At 39.4% G+C, this 20,916-nt stretch carries 22 protein-coding genes; 16 read left to right on the top strand and 6 right to left on the bottom strand.

Going from position 1 to position 20,916, the window contains the following annotated elements:
• Positions 1-12: 12 nt before the first annotated feature.
• Together pdaA and AC25Y1_RS14960 are read right to left on the bottom strand one after the other, a co-directional pair.
• Positions 13-816 carry a delta-lactam-biosynthetic de-N-acetylase gene (pdaA, locus tag AC25Y1_RS14965; RefSeq protein WP_488148806.1) on the bottom strand — a complete coding sequence of 268 codons (804 nt, stop codon included), beginning with the start codon at positions 814-816 and terminating at the stop codon, positions 13-15.
• A 46-nt stretch (positions 817-862) separates the two neighbouring features.
• Positions 863-1,771, bottom strand: coding sequence for a TIGR01777 family oxidoreductase (locus AC25Y1_RS14960; protein ID WP_488148805.1), 909 nt, complete (start codon positions 1,769-1,771; stop codon positions 863-865).
• A 91-nt stretch (positions 1,772-1,862) separates the two neighbouring features.
• On the opposite strand from AC25Y1_RS14960, the gene recX reads away from it, so the two are divergent.
• Together recX and AC25Y1_RS14950 are read left to right on the top strand one after the other, a co-directional pair.
• Positions 1,863-2,672, top strand: a complete 810-nt coding sequence (recX, locus tag AC25Y1_RS14955) for a recombination regulator RecX (RefSeq protein WP_488148804.1) — start codon at positions 1,863-1,865, stop codon at positions 2,670-2,672.
• Positions 2,662-2,994 carry a YfhH family protein gene (locus tag AC25Y1_RS14950; RefSeq protein ID WP_488148803.1) on the top strand — a complete coding sequence of 111 codons (333 nt, stop codon included), beginning with the start codon at positions 2,662-2,664 and terminating at the stop codon, positions 2,992-2,994. Before recX ends, AC25Y1_RS14950 begins: the two co-directional genes overlap by 11 nt.
• 78 nt (positions 2,995-3,072) lie before the next feature.
• Here AC25Y1_RS14950 and AC25Y1_RS14945 read toward each other — a convergent pair whose 3' ends face one another.
• Entirely contained in the window at positions 3,073-4,062 is a 990-nt protein-coding gene (locus AC25Y1_RS14945; protein ID WP_488148802.1) for a metal-dependent hydrolase, read from the bottom strand.
• A gap of 136 nt (positions 4,063-4,198) precedes the next feature.
• On the opposite strand from AC25Y1_RS14945, the gene mutY reads away from it, so the two are divergent.
• From mutY to AC25Y1_RS14895, 10 genes are all read left to right on the top strand, one after another.
• Positions 4,199-5,260: an A/G-specific adenine glycosylase gene (mutY, locus tag AC25Y1_RS14940; RefSeq protein WP_488148801.1), complete on the top strand. Its 1,062-nt coding sequence runs from the start codon at positions 4,199-4,201 to the stop codon at positions 5,258-5,260.
• A gap of 1 nt (position 5,261) precedes the next feature.
• Positions 5,262-6,008: an enoyl-[acyl-carrier-protein] reductase FabL gene (gene fabL, locus AC25Y1_RS14935; protein ID WP_488148800.1), complete on the top strand. Its 747-nt coding sequence runs from the start codon at positions 5,262-5,264 to the stop codon at positions 6,006-6,008.
• A gap of 63 nt (positions 6,009-6,071) precedes the next feature.
• The gene (locus tag AC25Y1_RS14930) at positions 6,072-6,290 is read left to right on the top strand and encodes a gamma-type small acid-soluble spore protein (protein WP_488148799.1); all 219 of its coding nucleotides are present in this window, start codon (positions 6,072-6,074) and stop codon (positions 6,288-6,290) included.
• A 181-nt stretch (positions 6,291-6,471) separates the two neighbouring features.
• Positions 6,472-7,035, top strand: coding sequence for a nucleoside tri-diphosphate phosphatase (gene ntdP / locus AC25Y1_RS14925; RefSeq protein WP_488148798.1), 564 nt, complete (start codon positions 6,472-6,474; stop codon positions 7,033-7,035).
• Between the two features lie 26 nt (positions 7,036-7,061).
• Positions 7,062-8,807 carry an ABC transporter ATP-binding protein gene (locus tag AC25Y1_RS14920; RefSeq protein ID WP_488148797.1) on the top strand — a complete coding sequence of 582 codons (1,746 nt, stop codon included), beginning with the start codon at positions 7,062-7,064 and terminating at the stop codon, positions 8,805-8,807.
• Positions 8,808-8,952: 145 nt separating this feature from the next.
• Entirely contained in the window at positions 8,953-9,972 is a 1,020-nt protein-coding gene (locus AC25Y1_RS14915) for an ABC transporter ATP-binding protein (RefSeq protein ID WP_488148796.1), read from the top strand.
• Entirely contained in the window at positions 9,947-10,960 is a 1,014-nt protein-coding gene (locus AC25Y1_RS14910) for an ABC transporter ATP-binding protein (protein WP_488148795.1), read from the top strand. Before AC25Y1_RS14915 ends, AC25Y1_RS14910 begins: the two co-directional genes overlap by 26 nt.
• Positions 10,957-12,552, top strand: coding sequence for an ABC transporter substrate-binding protein (locus AC25Y1_RS14905; protein WP_488148794.1), 1,596 nt, complete (start codon positions 10,957-10,959; stop codon positions 12,550-12,552). The genes AC25Y1_RS14910 and AC25Y1_RS14905 overlap by 4 nt, the downstream gene beginning before the upstream one ends.
• 101 nt (positions 12,553-12,653) lie before the next feature.
• A complete protein-coding gene (locus AC25Y1_RS14900) occupies positions 12,654-13,658 on the top strand; it encodes an ABC transporter permease (protein ID WP_488148793.1) in 1,005 nt (334 codons plus the stop codon).
• A 17-nt stretch (positions 13,659-13,675) separates the two neighbouring features.
• Complete coding sequence (locus AC25Y1_RS14895; protein ID WP_488148792.1) at positions 13,676-14,572, top strand: ABC transporter permease; 897 nt, start codon at positions 13,676-13,678, stop codon at positions 14,570-14,572.
• Between the two features lie 46 nt (positions 14,573-14,618).
• On the opposite strand, the gene AC25Y1_RS14890 is transcribed toward AC25Y1_RS14895, so the two are convergent.
• Positions 14,619-15,701, bottom strand: a complete 1,083-nt coding sequence (locus tag AC25Y1_RS14890) for an FUSC family protein (protein ID WP_488148791.1) — start codon at positions 15,699-15,701, stop codon at positions 14,619-14,621.
• A 48-nt stretch (positions 15,702-15,749) separates the two neighbouring features.
• Entirely contained in the window at positions 15,750-17,054 is a 1,305-nt protein-coding gene (locus AC25Y1_RS14885; RefSeq protein WP_488148790.1) for a glutamate-1-semialdehyde 2,1-aminomutase, read from the bottom strand.
• A 144-nt stretch (positions 17,055-17,198) separates the two neighbouring features.
• Between AC25Y1_RS14885 and bcp the strand changes: the two genes are divergently transcribed.
• From bcp to perR, 3 genes are all read left to right on the top strand, one after another.
• On the top strand, positions 17,199-17,675 hold the full coding sequence (bcp, locus tag AC25Y1_RS14880; RefSeq protein WP_488148789.1) for a thioredoxin-dependent thiol peroxidase: 477 nt from the start codon (positions 17,199-17,201) through the stop codon (positions 17,673-17,675).
• Between the two features lie 13 nt (positions 17,676-17,688).
• Positions 17,689-18,633 carry a D-2-hydroxyacid dehydrogenase gene (locus AC25Y1_RS14875; RefSeq protein ID WP_488148788.1) on the top strand — a complete coding sequence of 315 codons (945 nt, stop codon included), beginning with the start codon at positions 17,689-17,691 and terminating at the stop codon, positions 18,631-18,633.
• Between the two features lie 104 nt (positions 18,634-18,737).
• Positions 18,738-19,181 carry a peroxide-responsive transcriptional repressor PerR gene (gene perR, locus AC25Y1_RS14870; protein WP_488148787.1) on the top strand — a complete coding sequence of 148 codons (444 nt, stop codon included), beginning with the start codon at positions 18,738-18,740 and terminating at the stop codon, positions 19,179-19,181.
• Positions 19,182-19,226: 45 nt separating this feature from the next.
• Here perR and AC25Y1_RS14865 read toward each other — a convergent pair whose 3' ends face one another.
• Entirely contained in the window at positions 19,227-19,604 is a 378-nt protein-coding gene (locus AC25Y1_RS14865) for a YgzB family protein (RefSeq protein ID WP_488148786.1), read from the bottom strand.
• 128 nt (positions 19,605-19,732) lie between these two features.
• On the opposite strand from AC25Y1_RS14865, the gene AC25Y1_RS14860 reads away from it, so the two are divergent.
• A complete protein-coding gene (locus tag AC25Y1_RS14860; RefSeq protein ID WP_488148785.1) occupies positions 19,733-20,596 on the top strand; it encodes a nucleotidyltransferase-like protein in 864 nt (287 codons plus the stop codon).
• The last annotated feature ends 320 nt before the right edge of the window (positions 20,597-20,916 follow it).

Here is a 20,916-nt window from a genome sequence, read left to right as displayed (position 1 = left end):
GGCTTGAGTTCGTTAAAATACCGATTTATCGATTCCCTCGTACTCCATGACGAGGTCGTCTAGAGATTTGAACTGATAGCCTTCCTTCTTGGCTTCTTTGATAAAAGATGGGAGTGCTTGTGAATTGTCAGAGGAGACTGTATGCATTAGGATGACTGCACCGGGATGCAATTGTTTCATCAGTTCACCATAAGCATAATCTTTTCCACGTGGCTTATCTTTATGCCAGTCGATGAAAGCAACGGACCAAAACATATGGCGATAGCCAAGTTCGTTGCCGAAACTAAGTAGTTTTTCGTTGAAAATTCCTTTCGGTGGCCTTACATAAACGGTTCGTTCAATTCCTGTTAATTCTTTGAGCTTGTTGTCGAACCTGCTCCACTCATCTTCCATTTCTTTCTCCGATAAGTTTGCCATATTTGGGTGATCATATGAATGATTCCCGATTATATGACCATCTTTAACCATGCGTTTCAGTATTGGTGTGGCACTCGTTAGATAATGACCGGTTAGAAAAAAAGTTGCTGGGACATTTTCGGCTTTTAACGTATCAAGAATCGATTCGGTATATCCCGCTTCGTAACCATTATCAAATGTTAAGTAAACGACTTTTTCATCTGCATTTCCTTTGTAGATGGCACCGTATTTGTCGAGGATTCCATTAAAAGCCGCTCCTGCATCTGGCGGTACACCATTTGTTGCTTTTTTAAATCCCCAGTGAAATTCTTCTGCGGCAGCAGTAAAGGGGTTGAATAAGATCCCCGCGAAAATAATGATGGTAGCCAGTAAAAAACCTCGCCAATGAAATTTATCCATAAAAAAGCACCCTCCTTTTTAAGTAGGATGCGTTTCTAATTTGTAATTATACGTTTTTAGTATATAGCTCTTTTAGAGCCGATTCTAATGTGGGAAAGGAAAATTTAAAGTCATTTTCAAGTAGTTTTTTTGGTGTTACATATTGTCCGGTTAATACTAAAGCGCTCTTTTTACCTAGCACTAATTTCATCGCAAATGACGGCACAGGAATCCAATGTGGCTTTCGAAGGACAGCGCCAATCGTTTCGCCAAACTCCTTCATGCGTAGTGGAGAAGGTGCAGTTACGTTTACTGGACCACTGATGTTTTTGTTTTCAATCGCAAAAAGAATCGCGTTTGCGACGTCTTGTATATGAACCCAAGAGACCCATTGTTTACCACTACCGACTGTACCACCTACGAATAATTTATAAGGAAGTGCCATCAATGGAAATGCACCGCCTTCTAAACTAAGAACGACACCAAATCTTGTTGAAACAACGCGGAGTCCATCGTTTTCTGCCTCAAATGCTTTTTGTTCCCAATCAAGAACGGTCCTTCCGAGAAAGTCATTTGCAACTTGGGTTGATTCTTCTGTATAATGCGTGTGGTTGTCGGCAGGATATATGCCAATTGCGCTTGCATTTACTAATGTAGCGGGCTTTGTTGGTAGTGCTCGAATGATTCGAAGCAGTTCATCTGTTGCTGCCATTCGACTTTCATAAATTTGTTGTTGATGATTTGCCGACCATCGTCCATCATTAATAGAAACACCCGCAAGGTTGATAAAAGCATCTGCAAAGCCGATTTCATCTTCTGGCGTAAGACCTTCACGGAGCCACTGTACATAAAAAATGCCATGTTCATTCGGTTTATGGTGCCTAGTGAGGATAGTAATTTGGTGTCCCGCAGCTCTCAATGTTTCTGCTACTTTTCGGCCAATTAGCCCAGAGCCACCAGCAAGTACAATTTTCATATTTATCGCCCCATCTTTTATCGGTAATTTATAAAGCTGAATCTAGCAGGGTGAAGATGTATACTAAAGAAAAGTACAGGAGGGAATCAAAGTGCCTGTTATTACAAAGATAACACAACAAAAGAAAGATAAGGAACGCTATAATATTTTTCTAGATGACAAGTATGCATTCAGTGTGCATGAATCTGTATTAGTTAAATTCGAATTGACAAAAGGGATATCCTTGGAAGATTGGTCAGTCGATGAAATGGTCTATGAAGATGAAATTCGTAAGGCGTTTAATCGAGCGCTACATTTTTTGGGGTTTCGTATGCGTAGTGAATTTGAAGTGAAGCAAAAGCTATTAGATTTAGGTTACGGAGAAGCAATTGTTCTGGAAGCAATTGTGAAATTAAGAAATTTAGGCTTTTTAAATGATGAAACATTTTCTGCAGCTTTGCTAGAAACACAGAAAAGATCATCTAGCCGTGGTCCACGTGCAATCCAGCAGGAACTTCAAAAAAAGGGGATTGGAAAAGAATTGCAAGAGCAAGTGTTGGATACCTACTCAGTCGATGAACAAGTAGAAATTGCTAAGAAGTTGGCTGAAAAAGAAGCTTCAAAAAAACGGTCCCAATCCCCTGCACAAACCAAACAGCGGATTCATAACGTTTTATTGAGAAAAGGGTATTCGTATGAAGTAAGTAAACAAGCTTTAGAAAATCTAGATTTAACGATTGATGAAGATGAATGGGCAGGTGTAACGGAGTCCATTGGCGAAAAAGCTTGGCGTCGCTACAGTTCGAAATTTAGCGGAAGAGATTTAAACAATCGTGTAAAACAATCCATGTACCAAAAAGGAATTCCACTTGACCGAATCGATCGGTTTATCGAGATGAAGGAGAATGAAAATGACAACTGAGAAAAAGTATAGCGATATGACAGAACATGAGTTACGCACTGAAATTGCAAATTTACGTGAAAAATCACGGAAAGCAGAGCAACTGGGAATTCTCAATGAGTTTGCAGTTTATCAACGTAAAATGCTAATGGCTGAGGCTTTTTTAATCGATCCAGCAACAATTGAAAAAGGAGAAATTTATCGCATCGAAGGCGATGAAGGTATGTTTTTCCAGGTGGACTATTTAAAAGGGCGTTTTGCCTGGGGGCATAGATTAGGCGGTAATCTAACTAACGAAGCATTGCCTATATCCATGTTAAAACCAGTGAAAACAGGAAAATAACACTTACTTAGCATAAATGTACGAAAAAGAACCCAGTGTTTGAAACACTCGGTTCTCTTGTAAATTTTCAACCCTAAATTAGGTTCGCGAATGTGGCATGAAATTCAGTTTCTTGTTGAGCTTGTCCTCTGAGAAAATCCACCCAGTGTATGAATTAATCACATTCATATCAGAATCGACATGAGCGACAGCGACGAACGGGTAGTAGTCTTTGTTTCGATAACGTAAATCGATTAATCGGATTTCGCATAATTCACCAATCTTTGTGATTTCCCATCGGTAAATCGGTGAAAATTCGGTAAATGATTTTACATCAGTATTCGCTAAGGCAGCCTTAACCTCAGGCAAGTCTGGCAATGGATCTTTTGTAAATTGGTCATAAATCGTAATTGAACGCCCATATGCACGTCCTACGTAATGGTGGGTTTCGGTAGAGGCGGCGACTCTCCATTGGAAAAATCGAATGGTTGGCGCAATAATAATCTCAATTGCATCTGGAATCCGATTCGAAACTGCGCGTTTAACCGCATACTTCAAGGCAAAACGTATCAAGTAATAGATGAATATGACGCCATACATAATCGAAATCGGATAAATTGGTTTTACACCAAAGAGCCATATCGTAATGGCTAGTAAATGCAAAGTGAAAATAATTGGATCGAAAGTATTAATAACCCCAATGGCTACCCATTTCTTTGAAAAAGGTCGCAAGGCTTGCGTCCCATAAGAATTAAAGATATCGACAAATACATGGACGAAAACAGCTAAAAATGTCCATGCCCATACATGAAAAAAACTAGAACCGGTGAAAATCAATGTTAATAATATTGTTAGCAAAAGCGGCCATAATAGCACTGCAGGAATGGAGTGTGTTATTCCGCGATGATGTCGGATGTATACCGCATTATTTCTAAGTTTTAAAACAGTGTCGATATCTGGAATCAGCGAACCAATAATAATACCGCTAAACACTGCACTCGTTGTTACTGCATCCACAGAAACGACGGGATCTGATAAGGCAATTCCACAAATAGCAACACCCATGACAATATGAGTTCCAGTATCCAAAAAAATCAGCTCCTTTTACGGAAGATAAAATGACATCTTCCTAACAAAAATGGAATTGGAATTGTCCTTAGGGATATTCTTATTTCTTGTATACCCTTTTCTATGTAATCATAACATACGCTTTATGGAGGAAAACATGCGAATTATAGAAGAAAAAGAAAAATTTCGTCAGGCACTTATTACTTGGTACAACGAGGAGAAAAGGGATTTGCCGTGGAGACAAACATCGGATCCTTACTATATATGGGTATCAGAAGTGATGCTTCAACAAACCCGAGTCGACACAGTTATCCCCTATTATAATCGGTTCATCGACAAATACCCTACGATGGAATCATTAGCAACTGCAGATGAAGATGAACTACTAAAAATGTGGGAAGGTCTTGGTTATTATTCTCGAGCGCGAAACTTGCAGAGTGGTGTTCGCGAAGTTGTCGAAAACTACGGAAGTATTGTACCGAACAATCGAAAAGAAATTTCAACATTAAAAGGTGTCGGTCCTTATACTGCTGGCGCTGTACTCAGCATCGCTTTTGGCGTCCCAGAACATGCTGTAGATGGTAATGTAATGCGCGTGATGTCAAGATTGCTTATAATTGAAGAAGACATCACCATCCCAAAAACGAAACGAATATTTGAAGAAGTTATTATGTCGCTGATCGATCAACAAGATCCGTCTTCCTTTAATCAGGGAGTAATGGAACTTGGTGCAACAATTTGTACACCGAGACCCAAATGTCTACTTTGTCCCGTTCGTGAATTTTGTGCAGCATTCGATGAAGGACGTCAAGACGAATTGCCAGTTCGAACCAAAAAGAAAAAAGGTAAAGTTATTCCTGTTGCTTCATTCGCAATTCAAAATGAAGAAGGAGATTGGTTGCTAAGGAAACGTCCGGACAGTGGACTACTAGCAAACTTATGGGAATTTCCAATTGTTGAATACAAAAACAATCTTTCTCCTGCCAATCATTTTACAGAGGAAACAGGATTGGAAATAAAATCACTAAGTGAAATCATTGAATTTAAGCATATCTTCACTCATATAACTTGGGAGATGAAAGGTTTTCGAGCCCGATTAGCTGTGGGACAAACGGTTCTTGAAGGTTATCAATTTTTCACAAGAGAAGAAGTTGAATCGTTACCTAAACCAGTCCCCATTATAAAAATATGGGAATCTATTAAAAATGGAGGAATTTAATATGACGAAAAATAAAGTCGCTATGGTCACAGGAAGTTCAAGAGGATTGGGGAAAGCACTCGCAATCGAGCTCGCAAAAAATGGCTATGACGTTGTTGTTAATTATGCCCGTAGTAAATCTGCCGCAGAAGAAACTGTGAAAGAAATTGAAGCATTAGGTAGAAAAGCGATCATGCTTCGAGCAAATGTGGGTGATGTGAAAAAACTTCGTACCATGTTTGAACAAGTTAAAGATGAGTTTGGCCGATTAGATGTTTTCGTATCCAACGCAGCTTCTGGTGTTTTGCGTCCAATTATGGAACTAGAGGAAACGCATTGGGATTGGACAATGAACATTAACGCGAAAGCTATGTTATTTGGCGCGCAAGAAGCAGCTAAACTCATGGATAATGGCGGTAAAATTATTGGAATTAGCTCACTTGGTTCTATTCGCTATCTTGAAAATTACACAACAATCGGTGTCTCGAAAGCAGCAATAGAATCTTTGACGCGTTATTTAGCTGTCGAGTTTGCGCCGAAAGGAATTGTTGTTAACTCGGTGTCAGGCGGCGCATTAGATACAGATGCGTTAAAACATTTTCCGAATCGGGAAGAATTGCTTGACGACGCCCGAAAAAATACGCCAGCAGGTCGCATGGTTGAAATTGAAGATATGGTTAAAACGGCTATGTTCTTAATATCAGATGACTCGAACATGATATGCGGTCAAACGATTATTGTGGACGGTGGACGATCAATTGTCATGTAAATAAAAATACATGGATAAAAAATAATTTCCTGCACATGTTAAGGAGCACGGAGGTGAATATCCATGACTAAAAACCAAAACCCGAATCAAACTAACGTTAATCAAGTTAGAAAACAGAATCAGCAATCCTTACAAGGTCAATCTCAAAATCCGATGGGTGAGGAATTTGGATCCGAAACTGATTTAAATCAGGTTAGGAAACAAAACCAGCAGTCTGAAGCTAAAAAGCAACAACAATCTTCAGGCATGCGTGCTAATCGATTCGACAACGGTTCTAGATAAGTGGATAGACATCACCTGCCGGCAGAAGCTAAATACTTCTGCCGGTTTTTTGCATGGTTGAGTATAAACAATTATTGCGGAAATAAATGCTATGGTTTCATCTTTAACCGTTCTATTGATATACTAGTGAAATAATATAAGCGTATCGAAACTCTAGGGCGACGAAAAGGTGTGGTGAAAAATGGTGATTCCTAAGGAAGGGGAAACAATTCAAGTACATAGTTATAAACATGATGGCAATATCCATCGGGTGTGGCAAGAAACAATTGTTTTAAAAGGAACACGTAATATTATCATCGGAGGCAATGAGCGAACGCTAGTTACAGAAGCTGACGGCCGAACATGGATGACAAGAGAACCGTCCATCTGTTATTTCCATGCAGAATATTGGTTTAATATTATTTGCATGCTCAGAGAAGATGGGGTTTATTATTATGTTAATATGAGTTCTCCATTTGTTTACAACAATAAAACGTTGAAATATATCGATTATGATTTGGACGTAAAAGTGTTTCCAGATATGAGTTATATGATTTTAGATGAAGATGAATATGAAGACCATAAAAAGCAAATGAACTATCCAGAGGTTTTCGATCAAATATTATACAATAATCTCGATAAATTACTTGGTTGGATAAAGCAGCGACGCGGTCCATTTGCCCCAGATTTCATAGAAGCATGGACGGCAAGGTATGAATTTCAAAAGAAAATTCAAAGCAGTGAACAACCGCCGCACAACGAATAAGTTTTCTGTAGTAGGGGGAAAAATTGATGGGTGGCAGTATTAAGCGTTATTTAAAATTTGTTAAGCCATATAAATGGTTGATAATACTAACTTTAGTCATTGGAATCATTAAATTTGCAATACCACTATTCATGCCGCTACTAATGAAAATCGTCATCGATGATATTATCGGTGAACCATCATTATCAGCGCAGGAAGCGACGAAACAATTATTTTACTGGGTCGGGGGAACGATGCTGATCTTCTTTACCGTCCGTCCTCCAGTCGAATACTACCGACAATATTATGCTCAGTTGGTGAGCAATAAAATCTTATACGATATTCGTGAAAATCTTTATTCACATTTACAAAAGCTTAGTTTGCGTTATTATTCAAATACGCGCGCCGGGGAAGTCATTTCACGTGTGATTAATGACGTTGAGCAAACCAGAAATTTCGTCATGATAGGTCTCATGAACGTTTGGCTTGACTTGGCAACGATTCTTATTGCGGTTGGAATCATGCTGACAATGGATATTCCCCTTACAATCGTTACGCTCCTTGCCTTTCCGTTTTACGGTTATAGCGTTAAACACTTCTTTGGAAAACTCCGTACTTTGACTAGAAAACGATCACAGGCTCTTGCAGATGTCCAGAGTTATTTACATGAACGTGTTTCAGGAGTCAGTGTTATTAAAAGTTTTGCGCTAGAAGATGTAGAGCAGGAACGTTTCAATAAAACAAACGGCAACTTTTTAGATAAAGCAATTGACCATACAAGGTGGAATGCTAAAGCTTTTGCAGTAGTCAATACGATTACAGATGTTGCACCACTTCTCGTTATTGGTTATGCCGGGTACCAAGTCATTAACGAAAATCTCTCTGTTGGAACGATGGTTGCGTTTATCGCGTTTATTGAGCGTGTGTATAGTCCGCTTCGTAGGCTAGTAAATTCTTCAACTTCACTGACACAATCATTTGCATCTATGGACCGTGTCTTTGAATTAATGGAAGAAAAGTACGATATAACAGACAAAGAAAATGCAGTTTCCCTTCCTGAAATTCAGGGTGAAATCGAGTTCGATAATGTCAGTTTTTCCTATGAAGAAAATGGCGAAAATGTATTAAAAGGAATTAGTTTCAAAGCAAGTCCTGGTGAAACAGTCGCATTCGTGGGGATGAGTGGTGGAGGAAAGTCGACAATTGTCGGGCTAATTCCACGGTTCCATGATGTGAAAAACGGGGCAGTTAGAATTGATGGGCATGATATTCGAGATGTTAAAATAAAATCATTGAGAGATCAAATAGGCATTGTCATGCAAGATAGTATATTATTTAGCGACTCTGTAAAAAGCAATATCATGATGGGTAAACACGACGCAACGGATGAAGAAGTCATTGCCGCCGCGATTGCTGCAAATGCACATGATTTCATAGAAGAGCTTCCAGAAGGATATGACACGACTGTTGGAGAGCGCGGCGTTAAACTTTCAGGAGGTCAAAAACAACGCATTGCGATTGCGCGCGTATTCTTGAAAAATCCGCCATTACTTATTTTAGACGAAGCAACTTCAGCCTTAGACCTTGAAAGTGAAGCACTCATTCAAGATTCATTAGAGGTCCTGGCGCATGAAAGAACAACACTTATTGTAGCCCATAGATTATCTACCATTACACATGCAGATAAGATTTTTGTAGTCGATGCAGGCGAAGTGAAAGAGATGGGCACACATGAAGAATTAATGAAAAAAGAAGGAATTTACTTCAGTTTATTCCAAGTACAACATATTTAAATTATTGAACGATATTGTCGCCCAATTATGGGACTGCAATATCGTTCTTTTTATTTTAACAACCGAAATACTTGTTGTATTATTTATCATTCACAGTATAATTGAAATATGCTAATTAATCAGATGAATAGAAAAGGGTGATCTGATGGAGGATAGGAAAACAATTCTAGAAGTGAAAGACTTGCAGACTACTTTTTTCACTGACTCAGGAGAAATTCCAGCCGTAGATCATATCGACTTCCACTTAAACGAGGGAGAAGTGCTTGGTATAGTTGGCGAATCAGGTTGTGGAAAAAGCGTTACTTCACTTTCGATAATGGGGCTCATACCAAGTCCACCAGGTAAAATAGTCGGAGGAGAAATAAGGTTTAAAGGGCAGGATTTACTAAAGTTATCTGAAGCACAAATGCGCCATGTTCGCGGAAATGATATCGCGATGATTTTTCAAGAGCCAATGACCTCTTTAAATCCGCTCTTTACGATTGGCAATCAGCTTATTGAAGCAGTATTAATCCATGAGAAAAAATGGTCGAAAAAACAAGCATCACAGCGCGCTATTGACATGCTTAAGCTTGTTGGACTACCTAGAGCAAGCGACTTAATGAAGGATTATCCCCACCAATTGTCCGGAGGAATGAGGCAACGTGTCATGATTGCTATGGCGCTTGTTTGTGATCCTGAGGTGTTAATTGCAGACGAACCGACAACTGCACTTGATGTCACAATACAAGCCCAAATATTAAAACTTATGAAAGAACTAAACACTCGACTAAACACAGCCGTTCTCCTTATCACGCATGACCTCGGCGTTGTTGCTGAATCATGCGAACGTGTAATTGTCATGTATGCAGGCCAAATCATTGAAGAAGCCCCCGTTAAGACCATATTTGAAAATCCTCAGCATCCTTACACAAAAGGGCTTATTCAATCCGTGCCAGACATAAGATATAAAAAGGACCGATTGTATTCCATTGCAGGTAATGTCCCAAGACCAGGTACGATCGAAAATGGTTGTAGGTTTGCTGCTCGTTGTGAATATGCATTTGACCGTTGTCTCATCGAAAATCCGAAATTATATCAGGCATCCACTGGCCACCAAACTCGGTGCTTCCTATATGACGAAAAAGGAGTGGCAGCGCGTGACAAAACCCTTATTGAAAGTTGAGCACTTAAAAAAGTATTTCCCCATTAAAAAAGGCGTGTTTGGAAGGGTGGTCGGTCAAGTTAAAGCGGTGGACGATATCTCCTTTTACGTAAATGAAGGAGAAACGTTAGGGATTGTCGGGGAATCAGGTTGTGGTAAATCGACAACTGGTCGAATGCTATTAAGATTACTTGAACCCACTGAAGGTACGGTCGAATTCGACGGAAAAGATATTACGAAATTATCTGCGGAAGAAATGCGGAAAACGCGGCGTGATATTCAAATGGTGTTTCAAGATCCATATGCATCACTCAATCCACGACATACAGTCGAAAAAATTTTAGGGGAGCCATTATTAGTTCATGGAATGAAAAACGTGAAAGAGAGAAATAAAAAAATTCGTGAATTCTTAGAAGTTGTTGGATTAAGTGACTTTCATGCCAAACGTTATCCACATCAATTTAGTGGAGGGCAGAGACAGCGAATAGGAATTGCAAGAGCACTGATGACAAATCCGAAATTGATCATCGCAGATGAACCTGTATCAGCGCTTGATGTATCGATTCAGGCACAAGTTTTGAATTTAATGCAAGACTTGCAAAAAGAATTTAACTTAACTTATATTTTCATCGCTCACGACCTCGGAGTGGTTCGCCATATTAGTGATCGAGTGGGCGTTATGTATCTAGGAAAAATGGTGGAAGTTTCAGAGAGTGAAGAACTTTATGCAAATCCACTCCATCCATATACACAAGCCTTATTATCTGCAGTTCCAGTTCCGGATCCGGACTATATCAAGCAAGAAGTTTTTTTAGAAGGAGATATACCCAATCCAGCAGATCCACCAACTGGATGCACTTTTCATACGCGATGTCCATTTAAAATGGATATTTGTACGCAAGTTGTTCCGCAGCTGTTAGACATTAAAAAAGGTCATTCTGTTGCGTGTCATCTTTATGCAGATGGTGCGCGCAATGATATAAAAACAGACGGAGGGGTTAGTCGATGAGAAAAGGTAAGCTAAGGTCATTAGCAATTTTACTGCTACTCGTTTTATCAACTGTTCTTGCTGCATGTGGTGAGGATACTGGAACTAAAGATAAAGAAGGAAGTGGGGGAACATTAGTATTTGGACGTGGTGGAGATTCAACATCGCTGGATCCATCACGGGTAACTGAAGGGGAAACCTTTAAAGTTACAGTAAATCTTTTTGAAACGCTTCTTAATTTTGGTGAACAAGACACCACCATAAATAAAGGGCTCGCAAATGATTGGAAAACGTCTGATGACGGCTTGACGTATACGTTTGAATTAGAAGAAGGAATTAAGTTCCATGACGATACTGACTTTAATGCCGATGCAGTTGTCAAAAACTTTGAAAGATGGGCAAACGGTGATGAAGAGATGTTCCCGTACTATGCCTCTATGTTCGGCGGCTTTAAAGACGATGAGAGCCATGTTATTGAATCAGTGACAGCAGATGGCGATTACACAGTCGTTATTAAACTGAAAAGACCACAAGCGCCTTTTCTGAAAAACATTGCGATGGACATGTTTGCAATCGCAAGTCCAACTGCGTTTGAAAAAGGTGACAATGAATTTGCAAGAAACCCAGTTGGAACGGGTCCTTTTAAATTTGTTGCATGGAAGCCAAATGACTCAATTACAATAGAAAAATTCGACGGCTATTGGCAAGATGGACTGCCGAAACTAGGAAAGGTTATTTTCTTATCGATTCCAGATAACTCGGCACGCTTGAACGCATTACTTGCAGGAGATATTGATCTAGCGGATGGCATTAATCCTTCAGACGGCAAAAAAATTGAAGAAAGTGAAGAGTTACAGTTATTCGAACGTCCATCGATGAATGTCGGTTATCTTGGTTTAACGGTTACACGTCCACCATTTGACAATAAATTAGTTCGTCAAGCGATGAACCACGCGATTGATAAGAAAACGATTATCGAATCGTTTTTTGAAGGACGCGCTGAGATAGCTAAAAATCCAATGCCACCATCAATCTCAGGTTATAACGATGATATTGAAGGTTATGAATACGATCCGGTAAAGGCAAAAGAATTACTAAAAGAAGCTGGGTTTGAGGATGGTTTTGAAATGGAACTGTGGGCAATGCCAGTTCCGCGTCCTTATATGCCAGACGGTGAAAAAGTAGCTGAAGTTATTCAAAAAAATCTAGAGGATATTGGCGTTACCGCAAAAATTGTTACGCATGAATGGGCAACATACTTGGAATTAGCGAGTAAAGGAGACGCTGATGCATTTATGCTTGGTTGGACTGGGGATAACGGAGATGCGGATAACTTCATGTATGTATTACTAGATGAAGATAATATCGGTAGTAACAACTATACGTACTTTAAAAATGATGCCATGCATGATTTGTTCATTGAAGCTCAGTCCGAAGTAGATGAAGATAAGCGTATTGAGCTCTATAAAAAAGCACAGGAAATCATTCATGAAGAAGCACCATGGGTACCTCTAGCACACTCAACACCGCTTCTTGGAGGGGCTAAAGATTTAACAGGATTCCTAGCACATCCAACGGGTTCGGATATTTTGAAAAATGTAGACTTTGAGTAATTAATGAAAAGAGGAGAAGTCTGACGGATTCTCCTCTTTTTCATTCCAACTATTCGTACATAATACGAAAAGTATCCTGTAAAGTCGAAGGGGTGAATTGATTGCTAAGCTATATAGGGAAACGGCTTCTGCATCTTATCCCAGTGTTGCTGGGGATGACTTTTATTGTTTTTATGATTATCAGAGCGATTCCTGGAAATCCAGCACAAATGATTCTTGGTCAACAAGCAACGAAAGAGGCTGTTGAAGCGCTGACGGTGAAGTTAGGACTCGATAATCCGTGGTATATTCAATATTTTAAATATCTTGGTGGTATTTTAAAAGGTGACTTAGGCGAATCAATGAGAACCCACGCGCCTGTAGCAGATGAAATTTGGCCTTATTTAGCAGCTACGGCTGAACTTGCTTTCTTTGCAATGATTATTGCCATTGTTGTCGGCATTAATGCGGGAATTATTTCTGCCTGGTTTCAAAATTCATGGTTCGATTATACAGCAATGGTTGTTGCACTTGTGGGTGTTTCGATGCCGATCTTTTGGTTGGGTCTTATGGAACAATGGTTGTTTTCGTTGGAGTTGGGGTGGTTGCCAACGACTGGACGGATGCAAGTTCGAGATCCCGTGGAAGCGATAACGAATTTGTATATTATAGATACAATCATAGCTGGCCGTTTTGACCAACTTTGGCAAGTCATTCGCCATCTAATATTACCTGGGGTTGCACTTGCGACAATTCCGATGGCGATTATTGCACGGATGACTAGATCGAGTATGCTCGAAGTCATGCGTTCCGATTATATTCGCACGGCGCGAGCAAAAGGACAAAAAATGTTTTGGGTTGTTTATAAACATGCGCTTAAAAATGCAATTATTCCAGTATTAACAGTAATAGGTCTACAAATGGGCATGCTTCTCGGCGGTGCAATATTAACTGAAACCATTTTTGCTTGGCCAGGTGTGGGTCGATACATTTACGATGCAATTGGGTACCGGGATTATCCCGTAATTCAGTCAGGTATTTTAATCATTGCATTTTTCTTTGTCATGATAAATTTGTTGGTCGACTTATTGTATAGCTTCATCGATCCAAGGATTAAATATGATTAAGGAAGGGGGAAGTGGCGATGTCTGAACTATTACCGAAAGTAGATGGAGTCGCGGAAGCTGATATTGATCGATCCGCGGGTCCTTGGCGTGAGGCTTGGAAGGGATTTAAGAAAAGCAAGGTTGCCGTTGTTGGTGTAGTGATTGTTTTTTTCTTTATAATTGTTGCGATAGTAGGCCCGTTTTTAGCAAAAGAAGGGATTAATGAGCAATTTATGGCTGATCGTCTTCTACCTCCTTCGGCAGAATATTGGCTTGGAACGGATGACTTTGGGCGCGATATTTTATCGAGAATTATTCACGGTGCGCGTATTTCTTTGTGGGTGGGGTTCTTTTCAGTGATTGGGTCAGTCGTAGTCGGCAGTATTCTTGGTATTGTCGCGGGATATTATGGTCGTTGGGTGGATACGATTATTTCAAGAATCTTTGATATCATGCTCGCTTTTCCCTCGATTCTACTGGCAATTGCGATCGTCTCAGTACTTGGCCCTTCCCTGCAAAATGCGCTGATTGCCATTGCCATTATCAACGTACCGAATTTTGGCCGTTTAATACGTTCTAAGGTGTTGAGCATTAAGGAAGATGAATATATTACCGCGGCCAAGGGAGTGGGCATGAAGGATTTACGAATATTATTTTCTCATATTTTGCCCAATTCCATGGCGCCTGTTGTTGTTCAAGGAACACTTGCAGTTGCGACTGCGATTCTTGAAGCAGCGGCCCTTGGATTTCTCGGATTAGGCGCTGCAGCTCCCCAACCTGAATGGGGAAAAATACTAGCAGATTCGAAAAATTATTTACAATCGGCACCTTGGACGATGATCTTTCCCGGGCTTGCCATCATGCTGACCGTCCTAGGTTTTAACCTAATGGGAGATGGTTTACGCGATGCAATGGATCCGAAGATGAAAAACTAAAATAATCCCGCACAACGATTTTACGGTCGATGTGCGGGATTATTATTTAAAAACTACCTTCGTAGTTATTGACATTAATCTTTACTTTATGGTGCTTGTGAATCGAAACAATTAATGTATCTAGATGTTCTAATTGCTCTTCGTAGTTCAAAATTGCAGATAGAACGTGAAGAAGATGATAGGCAGAAAACTCTTCCTCTTCCTTAGTTAACGCAATTTCTTTCACGAAAATCTCTAATACTTCATGTCGCTGAATATATTCTTCATTGGTATCAGAATTCATATTTTCAGTTTTCAACTTGCCCACAAATTTAAGTTGTAATTGTTCATGGTAGGTGAGTAGTGAATCTAGTCTTTCCTGGACCATCATTCGAAATTGCTCAGGTAAATCGATTAGCTCGTTTTCAAATTTATGAATTCGTTGCAGAACTTCATAACTACTTCTAGATGCTGCGATCATTTGGCGATACACAACGAGTTTTCTTGCCTTTGCCCACGTTGTTTTTTTGAAATAGCCGCGTTCTTCTTTATAGAAAAGAAATGTTTGATCGATTGTAGTGAGTCTAGCCTTTATCGTTTTCAACGCTTTTTTAGTTGAAATATGATCGGAAGTTTGCCTACCAGTAATTCGAGCCCAGCGAATGATTTCGTCTTGGGTTTGATTGATTGTATGAAATAATTTAGTTTCATATTTGGGTGGCATAAACAATAAGTTAACTAAAAAGGCAGCGAAAACGCCTACGAAAAACGTTGTAAATCTGAGAACGGCATAGATTAGAAAGTCATCATTTTGAATCTCCATAATGGCAATCATCATGACCAGGGCCATTGTAATGGAAGTTTCAAGCTTTAATTTGTTCATGATTAATATAATCATTACAGCTGCTAACCCGATAACGACGAGTTGATGTCCGAATATGAGCACAAAAGTAATTGCGACAACAGCGCCGATTACGTTACCTTGAACTTGCTCAACAATTCTTAAATACGAACGATATATGGAGGGTTGGACCGCAAAAATAGCTGCAATCCCTGCGAACACAGTTTGCGGGAGTTGGAGCAAGTCGGCTATGAATAATGCCAACACGATTGCAACGCCAGTTTTAATAATACGGGCACCAAGTCTCATACGAACTCTCCCTTTCTTAGTGGAAAGTATTTACGCTAATTTCCTAAGTTAGCTATTAAGAACAGTTGCAAGTTCATGAAATGATTTATCAACTGCGGTAACTGTTTTATGAATAATGTCTTCTGTATGGGCAGTTGTTAAAAACCAAGCTTCATATTTGGATGGTGCAATATTAATCCCGTTTTGAAGTAATAATTTGAAGAACTTACCGAACATCTCTCCATCTGTCGCTTCAGCTTGTTCATAATTTTCGACTTTTACATCAGTGAAAAACAATGTAAGGGCTCCGCCGAGTCGATTTGTGGTCAATGTGATGCCATGTTTTTTAGCAGATTCTACAATGCCATTTTCGAGTAAAGCACCGAGACGATCCATTTCATCATAAACACCCGGTTCTTGTAATACTTCTAAACATGCAATTCCTGATAGCATCGAAGCTGGATTTCCAGCCATCGTCCCCGCTTGATAAGCTGGTCCTAACGGTGCAACCTGATCCATGATTTCTTTTCGGCCACCGTATGCGCCTATTGGCAATCCGCCACCAATAATTTTACCTAATGCAGTTAAATCAGGTGTTAAACCAAGCATATCTTGTGCGCCGCCGTAGTGGAACCTGAATGCTGTAATGACTTCATCATACACGATAAGTGCCCCGTGGTTAGATGCAAGTTCATGCACTAACTCTAAAAAACCTTCATTAGGTTCTACGATTCCAAAATTCCCAACAATAGGTTCGACGAGAATACAAGCGATTTCATCTCCCCATTTTGCCATAGCATTTTTATAAGCTTCAGGATCGTTGAAAGGAATGGTAATCACTTCTTCAGCGATGGACTTCGGCACACCAGCAGAGTCCGGAGTACCTAATGTTGCAGGGCCAGATCCCGCTGCGACCAGGACTAAGTCAGAATGTCCGTGATAGCATCCTGCAAACTTCATAATTTTAGTTCTTCCCGTATAAGCACGCGAAACACGAATTGTTGTCATGACCGCTTCAGTACCAGAATTGACAAAACGGACTTTATCCATCTTCGGCATGGCTTCTTTAAGCATTTTTGCAAACTTCACTTCGTGTTGTGTCGGTGTCCCATATAACACACCAGTTTCAGCAGCATGCGTAATTGCTTTTGTAATATGTGGATGCGCATGACCTGTAATAATCGGACCATATGCAGCTAGATAGTCAATGTATTTATTGCCATCTACATCCCAAAAATATGCACCTTCTGCACGTTCCATGACAGTTGGAGAACCCCCGCCTACTGCATGGTAACCTCTCGATGGACTATTAACGCCGCCCACAATATGCTCGGTTGCTTCGTTATAGATTGTTTCGGACTGTGTTCTAATCATGTTGTTTCCTCCGTTCGTATCTTACCTCTCTATTCTAAACAAAATTCACTTGATACGCCAAAGAAATTGAAAGTAACTGATGTGTCAAGTACCATTAAGGTAGAACGAAAGCATTGTATCTAAATTATAATGGAGGAATCGATGATGACAAACCTTGAAGAACAACAAGCCCCACAATTTACGCTTCGCAATGAAAAAGGTGACCTAGTTTCACTTGCTGATTTTGCAGGAGAAAAATATGTTATTTTGTACTTTTATCCAAAAGATGCGACACCAGGATGTACAACACAAGCTTGTGATTTTCGAGATTCCTATGAGGACTTCAGTAAATTGAATGCAGTCATTTTAGGCGTGAGCCCTGATGATGAAGCTTCCCATACTAAGTTTATCGAAAATAAAGGTTTACCATTTTCGCTGCTAGTCGATGACAATCATGAAGTGGCAGAAATGTACGATGTTTGGAAATTGAAGAAGATGTTTGGCAAGGAATATATGGGGATTGAACGTTCCACATTTCTAATTAGCCCTTCTGGAAAAATCGTCAAGGAATGGCGTAAAGTAAAGGTTAAAGGCCATATCGATGAAGCATTATCGACATTGTCGGAAATCGTAAACGCCTGAGGGGGAATGAGCAATGAAGGTATTATTTACACTTAAAATAAAGGAACATGAAGAGTTAGCACTCATCGAAGAGTTTCCAACAGTGACATTCTATTTCAATGGAAAAGTTGAACATAAGGAAGTTGAGTCAGCGGATGTTATTGTCACTTATGGAGGTAATATCGATGTAGCGGTACTTGACCGCGCGAAAGCATTAAAATGGTTGATGGTCGCCTCGGCCGGTGTAGAAAAAATGCCGCTGAAGGAAATTGCTGAACGAGACATACTCGTGACCAATGTTAGAGGCATTCATAAAACCCCAATGGCAGAGTCAGTGCTCGCGCATATTTTAGCACTGAAAAGATCAATTCCCGAAATCTATGCCATTCAAGAAACCAAACAATGGTCTACAAAGTTTCAATCGACTGAACTAAAAGGGAGTACTGCACTCATTTTGGGTCCTGGGGCAATTGGCTCTGAAATTGGGCGTCTGTTACAAGCTTTTGGTGTTCGTACAATTGGCTGTAATCGTTCAGGACGAAACGTAGACTCAATGGACGAAATTATCACCTTTAATGAGTTGGTGGAAAACCTACCTATAGCAGATTTTGTAATTTCTGTGCTTCCTAGCACTCCAGAGACAAAATTTCTCTTAAGTACGGATCACCTTCATGCAATGAAAGAGACTGCAGTGTTTATGAATTTTGGACGTGGTGATATCATCGATGAACAAATACTTGTGGAAGCTTTAAAGGATAATCTAATCGGGCATGCGGTACTGGATGTATTTGAAGAAGAACCATTGAAAGCGGACAATGAATTATGGACGCTTTCGAACTGTACAGTATCACCACATGTTTCTAGCAAGTCTGGAAAATATATCGAAAGATCACTTGTTGTTTTTAAAGAAAATTTAACGAAATGGATTGAGAATGACAAAGAATTTAGTAATGTCATTGACCTAAAGTTCGGTTATTAAGAAAATGATAGGCATCGCTTTAGTTGACAATCAAGCATCTTTTTAAGTACACTAATTATAATCATTACAAAGTAAGAATCTCTATAGGATTGAGGTGCATAGCGATGTCTGAAGTCACGTTAAGAGGCGCGCTGGACACGTTGAAAGAAAAAGGGGTACGTATTACTCCGCAAAGACATGCGATATTAGAATATCTTGTTACTTCTAAGTCACACCCAACGGCCGATGAAATATATAAATCACTTGCAGGTACTTTTCCGAACATGAGCGTTGCAACGGTATATAATAATCTTCGTGTGTTTCAAGGTGTTAATCTGATTAAAGAGTTACCATATGGTGACTCATCAAGTCGATTTGATTTTGTTACACATGATCACTATCACATCATTTGTACGGAATGCGATCAAATTGTTGATTTTCATTATCCTGGACTTGAGGAAGTTGAACATCTTGCTTCTCATGTAACTGGTTTCCAGGTTAATGCTCATCGGTTGGAAGTCTATGGGACTTGTCCAGCATGTGCAGAAAAAACAGTAGAAATGAATTAAAAAAAATCCAGCAAGCCTTTGAGTAAAAAAGGTTGCTGGATATTTTTATTGTTCTTTGTTTTTTGTATCCTGGGCTTTTTTGTTTGGTCGGTTATATGATACGTCGAATTCTTTACCTTCAAGCGAAGGATCAAGAGTGAGTGGTTCACGGCAGTGTCCGCACATATCTACACGGCCGAGCATTTTCGTTTGTTTGCCACAACTAGGGCAAACAATTTGAACAGCTCGAGTCGAGAGCATCCCAATCCATGCATAAACAACCGTGCTGGCAATAATTGCGAGTACACCTAGGAACATAAAGATAAGCATAACAATCTCATTTTTTCTGAAGAATATTCCTAGATACATAATGACTACACCTATAAAGATAAGTGAGAGTGCAAATGTTCTAATTCGATTTATTTTGTTTTTATATGGTTTCATCAGTTGTTACCTCCTTGGTATATCCTCAACTACTATAGCATAAAAAAATTTCATGCGATATTTTTGAAGCCTTAAAAAAGGATTTTAGGTTTGATTGTCGAAAGTAAAGCTGCGGGGAGGTTTTGTGATTGGAACAAGTATTAAGATCAATTTACCAGGAACGTGCAAGTGATCCCGAGACACTCGGTGTTATACTTGTTGAAAAAAGAAATGATGGAGATCCAATAACAGATATGTTTGATGCGATTCTCCTAATCATTACAGAAAATGAGGATAGACCCATTTTCACTAAACATTATACTTCAGATTCTGGCATAGCATCGATGCATGTGATTAGTAAAAGTCAACTTCAAAAGTGGTTACTAGTCGGCACGCAAAGAAAAGTAGTGGATTGGCTTTTTTACGGTAAAGTTTATTTTGACCGTAACGAATATGTTGAGAAGTTGAAGAGAGAATTAATAGAGTATCCATTTATAGGTAGGAAAATAAAAATGGGAATTGAGTTATCTAGACTTGTGCGCGCTTATATAGAAGGAAAAACATTCTTTGATCACGAAAACTATATGGATGCGTATAATCATGTAGTCAATTCATTGCATAATCTAGCTAGATTAGCAATCATTGAAAAAGGAATATCGCCGGAAGTTACAATTTGGTCTCAGGTGAAAAAAATTGACCCAGCAATTTACAAACTTTATGAAGAGTTAATTACCAGTGAAGAACCATTACAAAAACGCCTAGAACTTCTATTTCTAGCGAGTGAATTTTTCATCCATAATAGAACAGCAGATGGTGCACAACATTTATTAGAGGTGATGGCAACGAAAGGAAGTTGGGAGATCCAAGAACTTCATGACCACGAGGAGTTGCGTATCTACTCTATTGAATTAGAAGTCTTCATTGAATTTCTTGTAGAAAAAGGTTTTATTCAAGTGGTTGAATCGATGTCTAAAAATGAAATGATATTCCACCGCGAATATAAGGTTAAGTGACTGGAACATAGTTAATGGAGCACTAGTTTAGCGCTCCATTAAAATTATGTTGACAGTTCTAGTAAATATGTGTTATTCTATTGTTTGTCGCTTCAACAGATTCATTGAACTGAAATGAATTAAAAATAGTTCTTGACTCTTTTGGAAGACGATGTTATATTTGAGAAGTCGCTTTTAGAGGACGTTGCGAAAACGATGTTGTTTCAATATAATAAGTCGTTATTAATTAATTGCAACACTTCGATTAGAGGACTTGATTAGGTAATTAGATTGAAATATTGAACCTTGAAAACTGAACAGCAAAACGTCAAGATATATCG

The sequence above is a fragment of the Sporosarcina sp. Y1009 genome (assembly GCF_057669865.1).
The sequence above is the reverse complement of the archived record's forward strand: the minus strand, read 5'-3'. Positions and strand labels throughout refer to the sequence as shown.

Coding starts and splice junctions, on each gene's coding strand:
- AC25Y1_RS14960 (WP_488148805.1), bottom strand. CDS start 1,771: ATGAAAATTGTACTTGCTGGTGGCTCTGGGCTAATTGGCCGAAAAGTA.
- AC25Y1_RS14915 (WP_488148796.1), top strand. CDS start 8,953: ATGGAGGATAGGAAAACAATTCTAGAAGTGAAAGACTTGCAGACTACT.
- ntdP (WP_488148798.1), top strand. CDS start 6,472: ATGGTGATTCCTAAGGAAGGGGAAACAATTCAAGTACATAGTTATAAA.
- AC25Y1_RS14890 (WP_488148791.1), bottom strand. CDS start 15,701: ATGAGACTTGGTGCCCGTATTATTAAAACTGGCGTTGCAATCGTGTTG.
- AC25Y1_RS14885 (WP_488148790.1), bottom strand. CDS start 17,054: ATGATTAGAACACAGTCCGAAACAATCTATAACGAAGCAACCGAGCAT.
- perR (WP_488148787.1), top strand. CDS start 18,738: ATGTCTGAAGTCACGTTAAGAGGCGCGCTGGACACGTTGAAAGAAAAA.
- AC25Y1_RS14905 (WP_488148794.1), top strand. CDS start 10,957: ATGAGAAAAGGTAAGCTAAGGTCATTAGCAATTTTACTGCTACTCGTT.
- AC25Y1_RS14930 (WP_488148799.1), top strand. CDS start 6,072: ATGACTAAAAACCAAAACCCGAATCAAACTAACGTTAATCAAGTTAGA.
- bcp (WP_488148789.1), top strand. CDS start 17,199: ATGACAAACCTTGAAGAACAACAAGCCCCACAATTTACGCTTCGCAAT.
- AC25Y1_RS14920 (WP_488148797.1), top strand. CDS start 7,062: ATGGGTGGCAGTATTAAGCGTTATTTAAAATTTGTTAAGCCATATAAA.
- fabL (WP_488148800.1), top strand. CDS start 5,262: ATGACGAAAAATAAAGTCGCTATGGTCACAGGAAGTTCAAGAGGATTG.
- AC25Y1_RS14895 (WP_488148792.1), top strand. CDS start 13,676: ATGTCTGAACTATTACCGAAAGTAGATGGAGTCGCGGAAGCTGATATT.
- mutY (WP_488148801.1), top strand. CDS start 4,199: ATGCGAATTATAGAAGAAAAAGAAAAATTTCGTCAGGCACTTATTACT.
- AC25Y1_RS14950 (WP_488148803.1), top strand. CDS start 2,662: ATGACAACTGAGAAAAAGTATAGCGATATGACAGAACATGAGTTACGC.
- AC25Y1_RS14875 (WP_488148788.1), top strand. CDS start 17,689: ATGAAGGTATTATTTACACTTAAAATAAAGGAACATGAAGAGTTAGCA.
- AC25Y1_RS14865 (WP_488148786.1), bottom strand. CDS start 19,604: ATGAAACCATATAAAAACAAAATAAATCGAATTAGAACATTTGCACTC.
- pdaA (WP_488148806.1), bottom strand. CDS start 816: ATGGATAAATTTCATTGGCGAGGTTTTTTACTGGCTACCATCATTATT.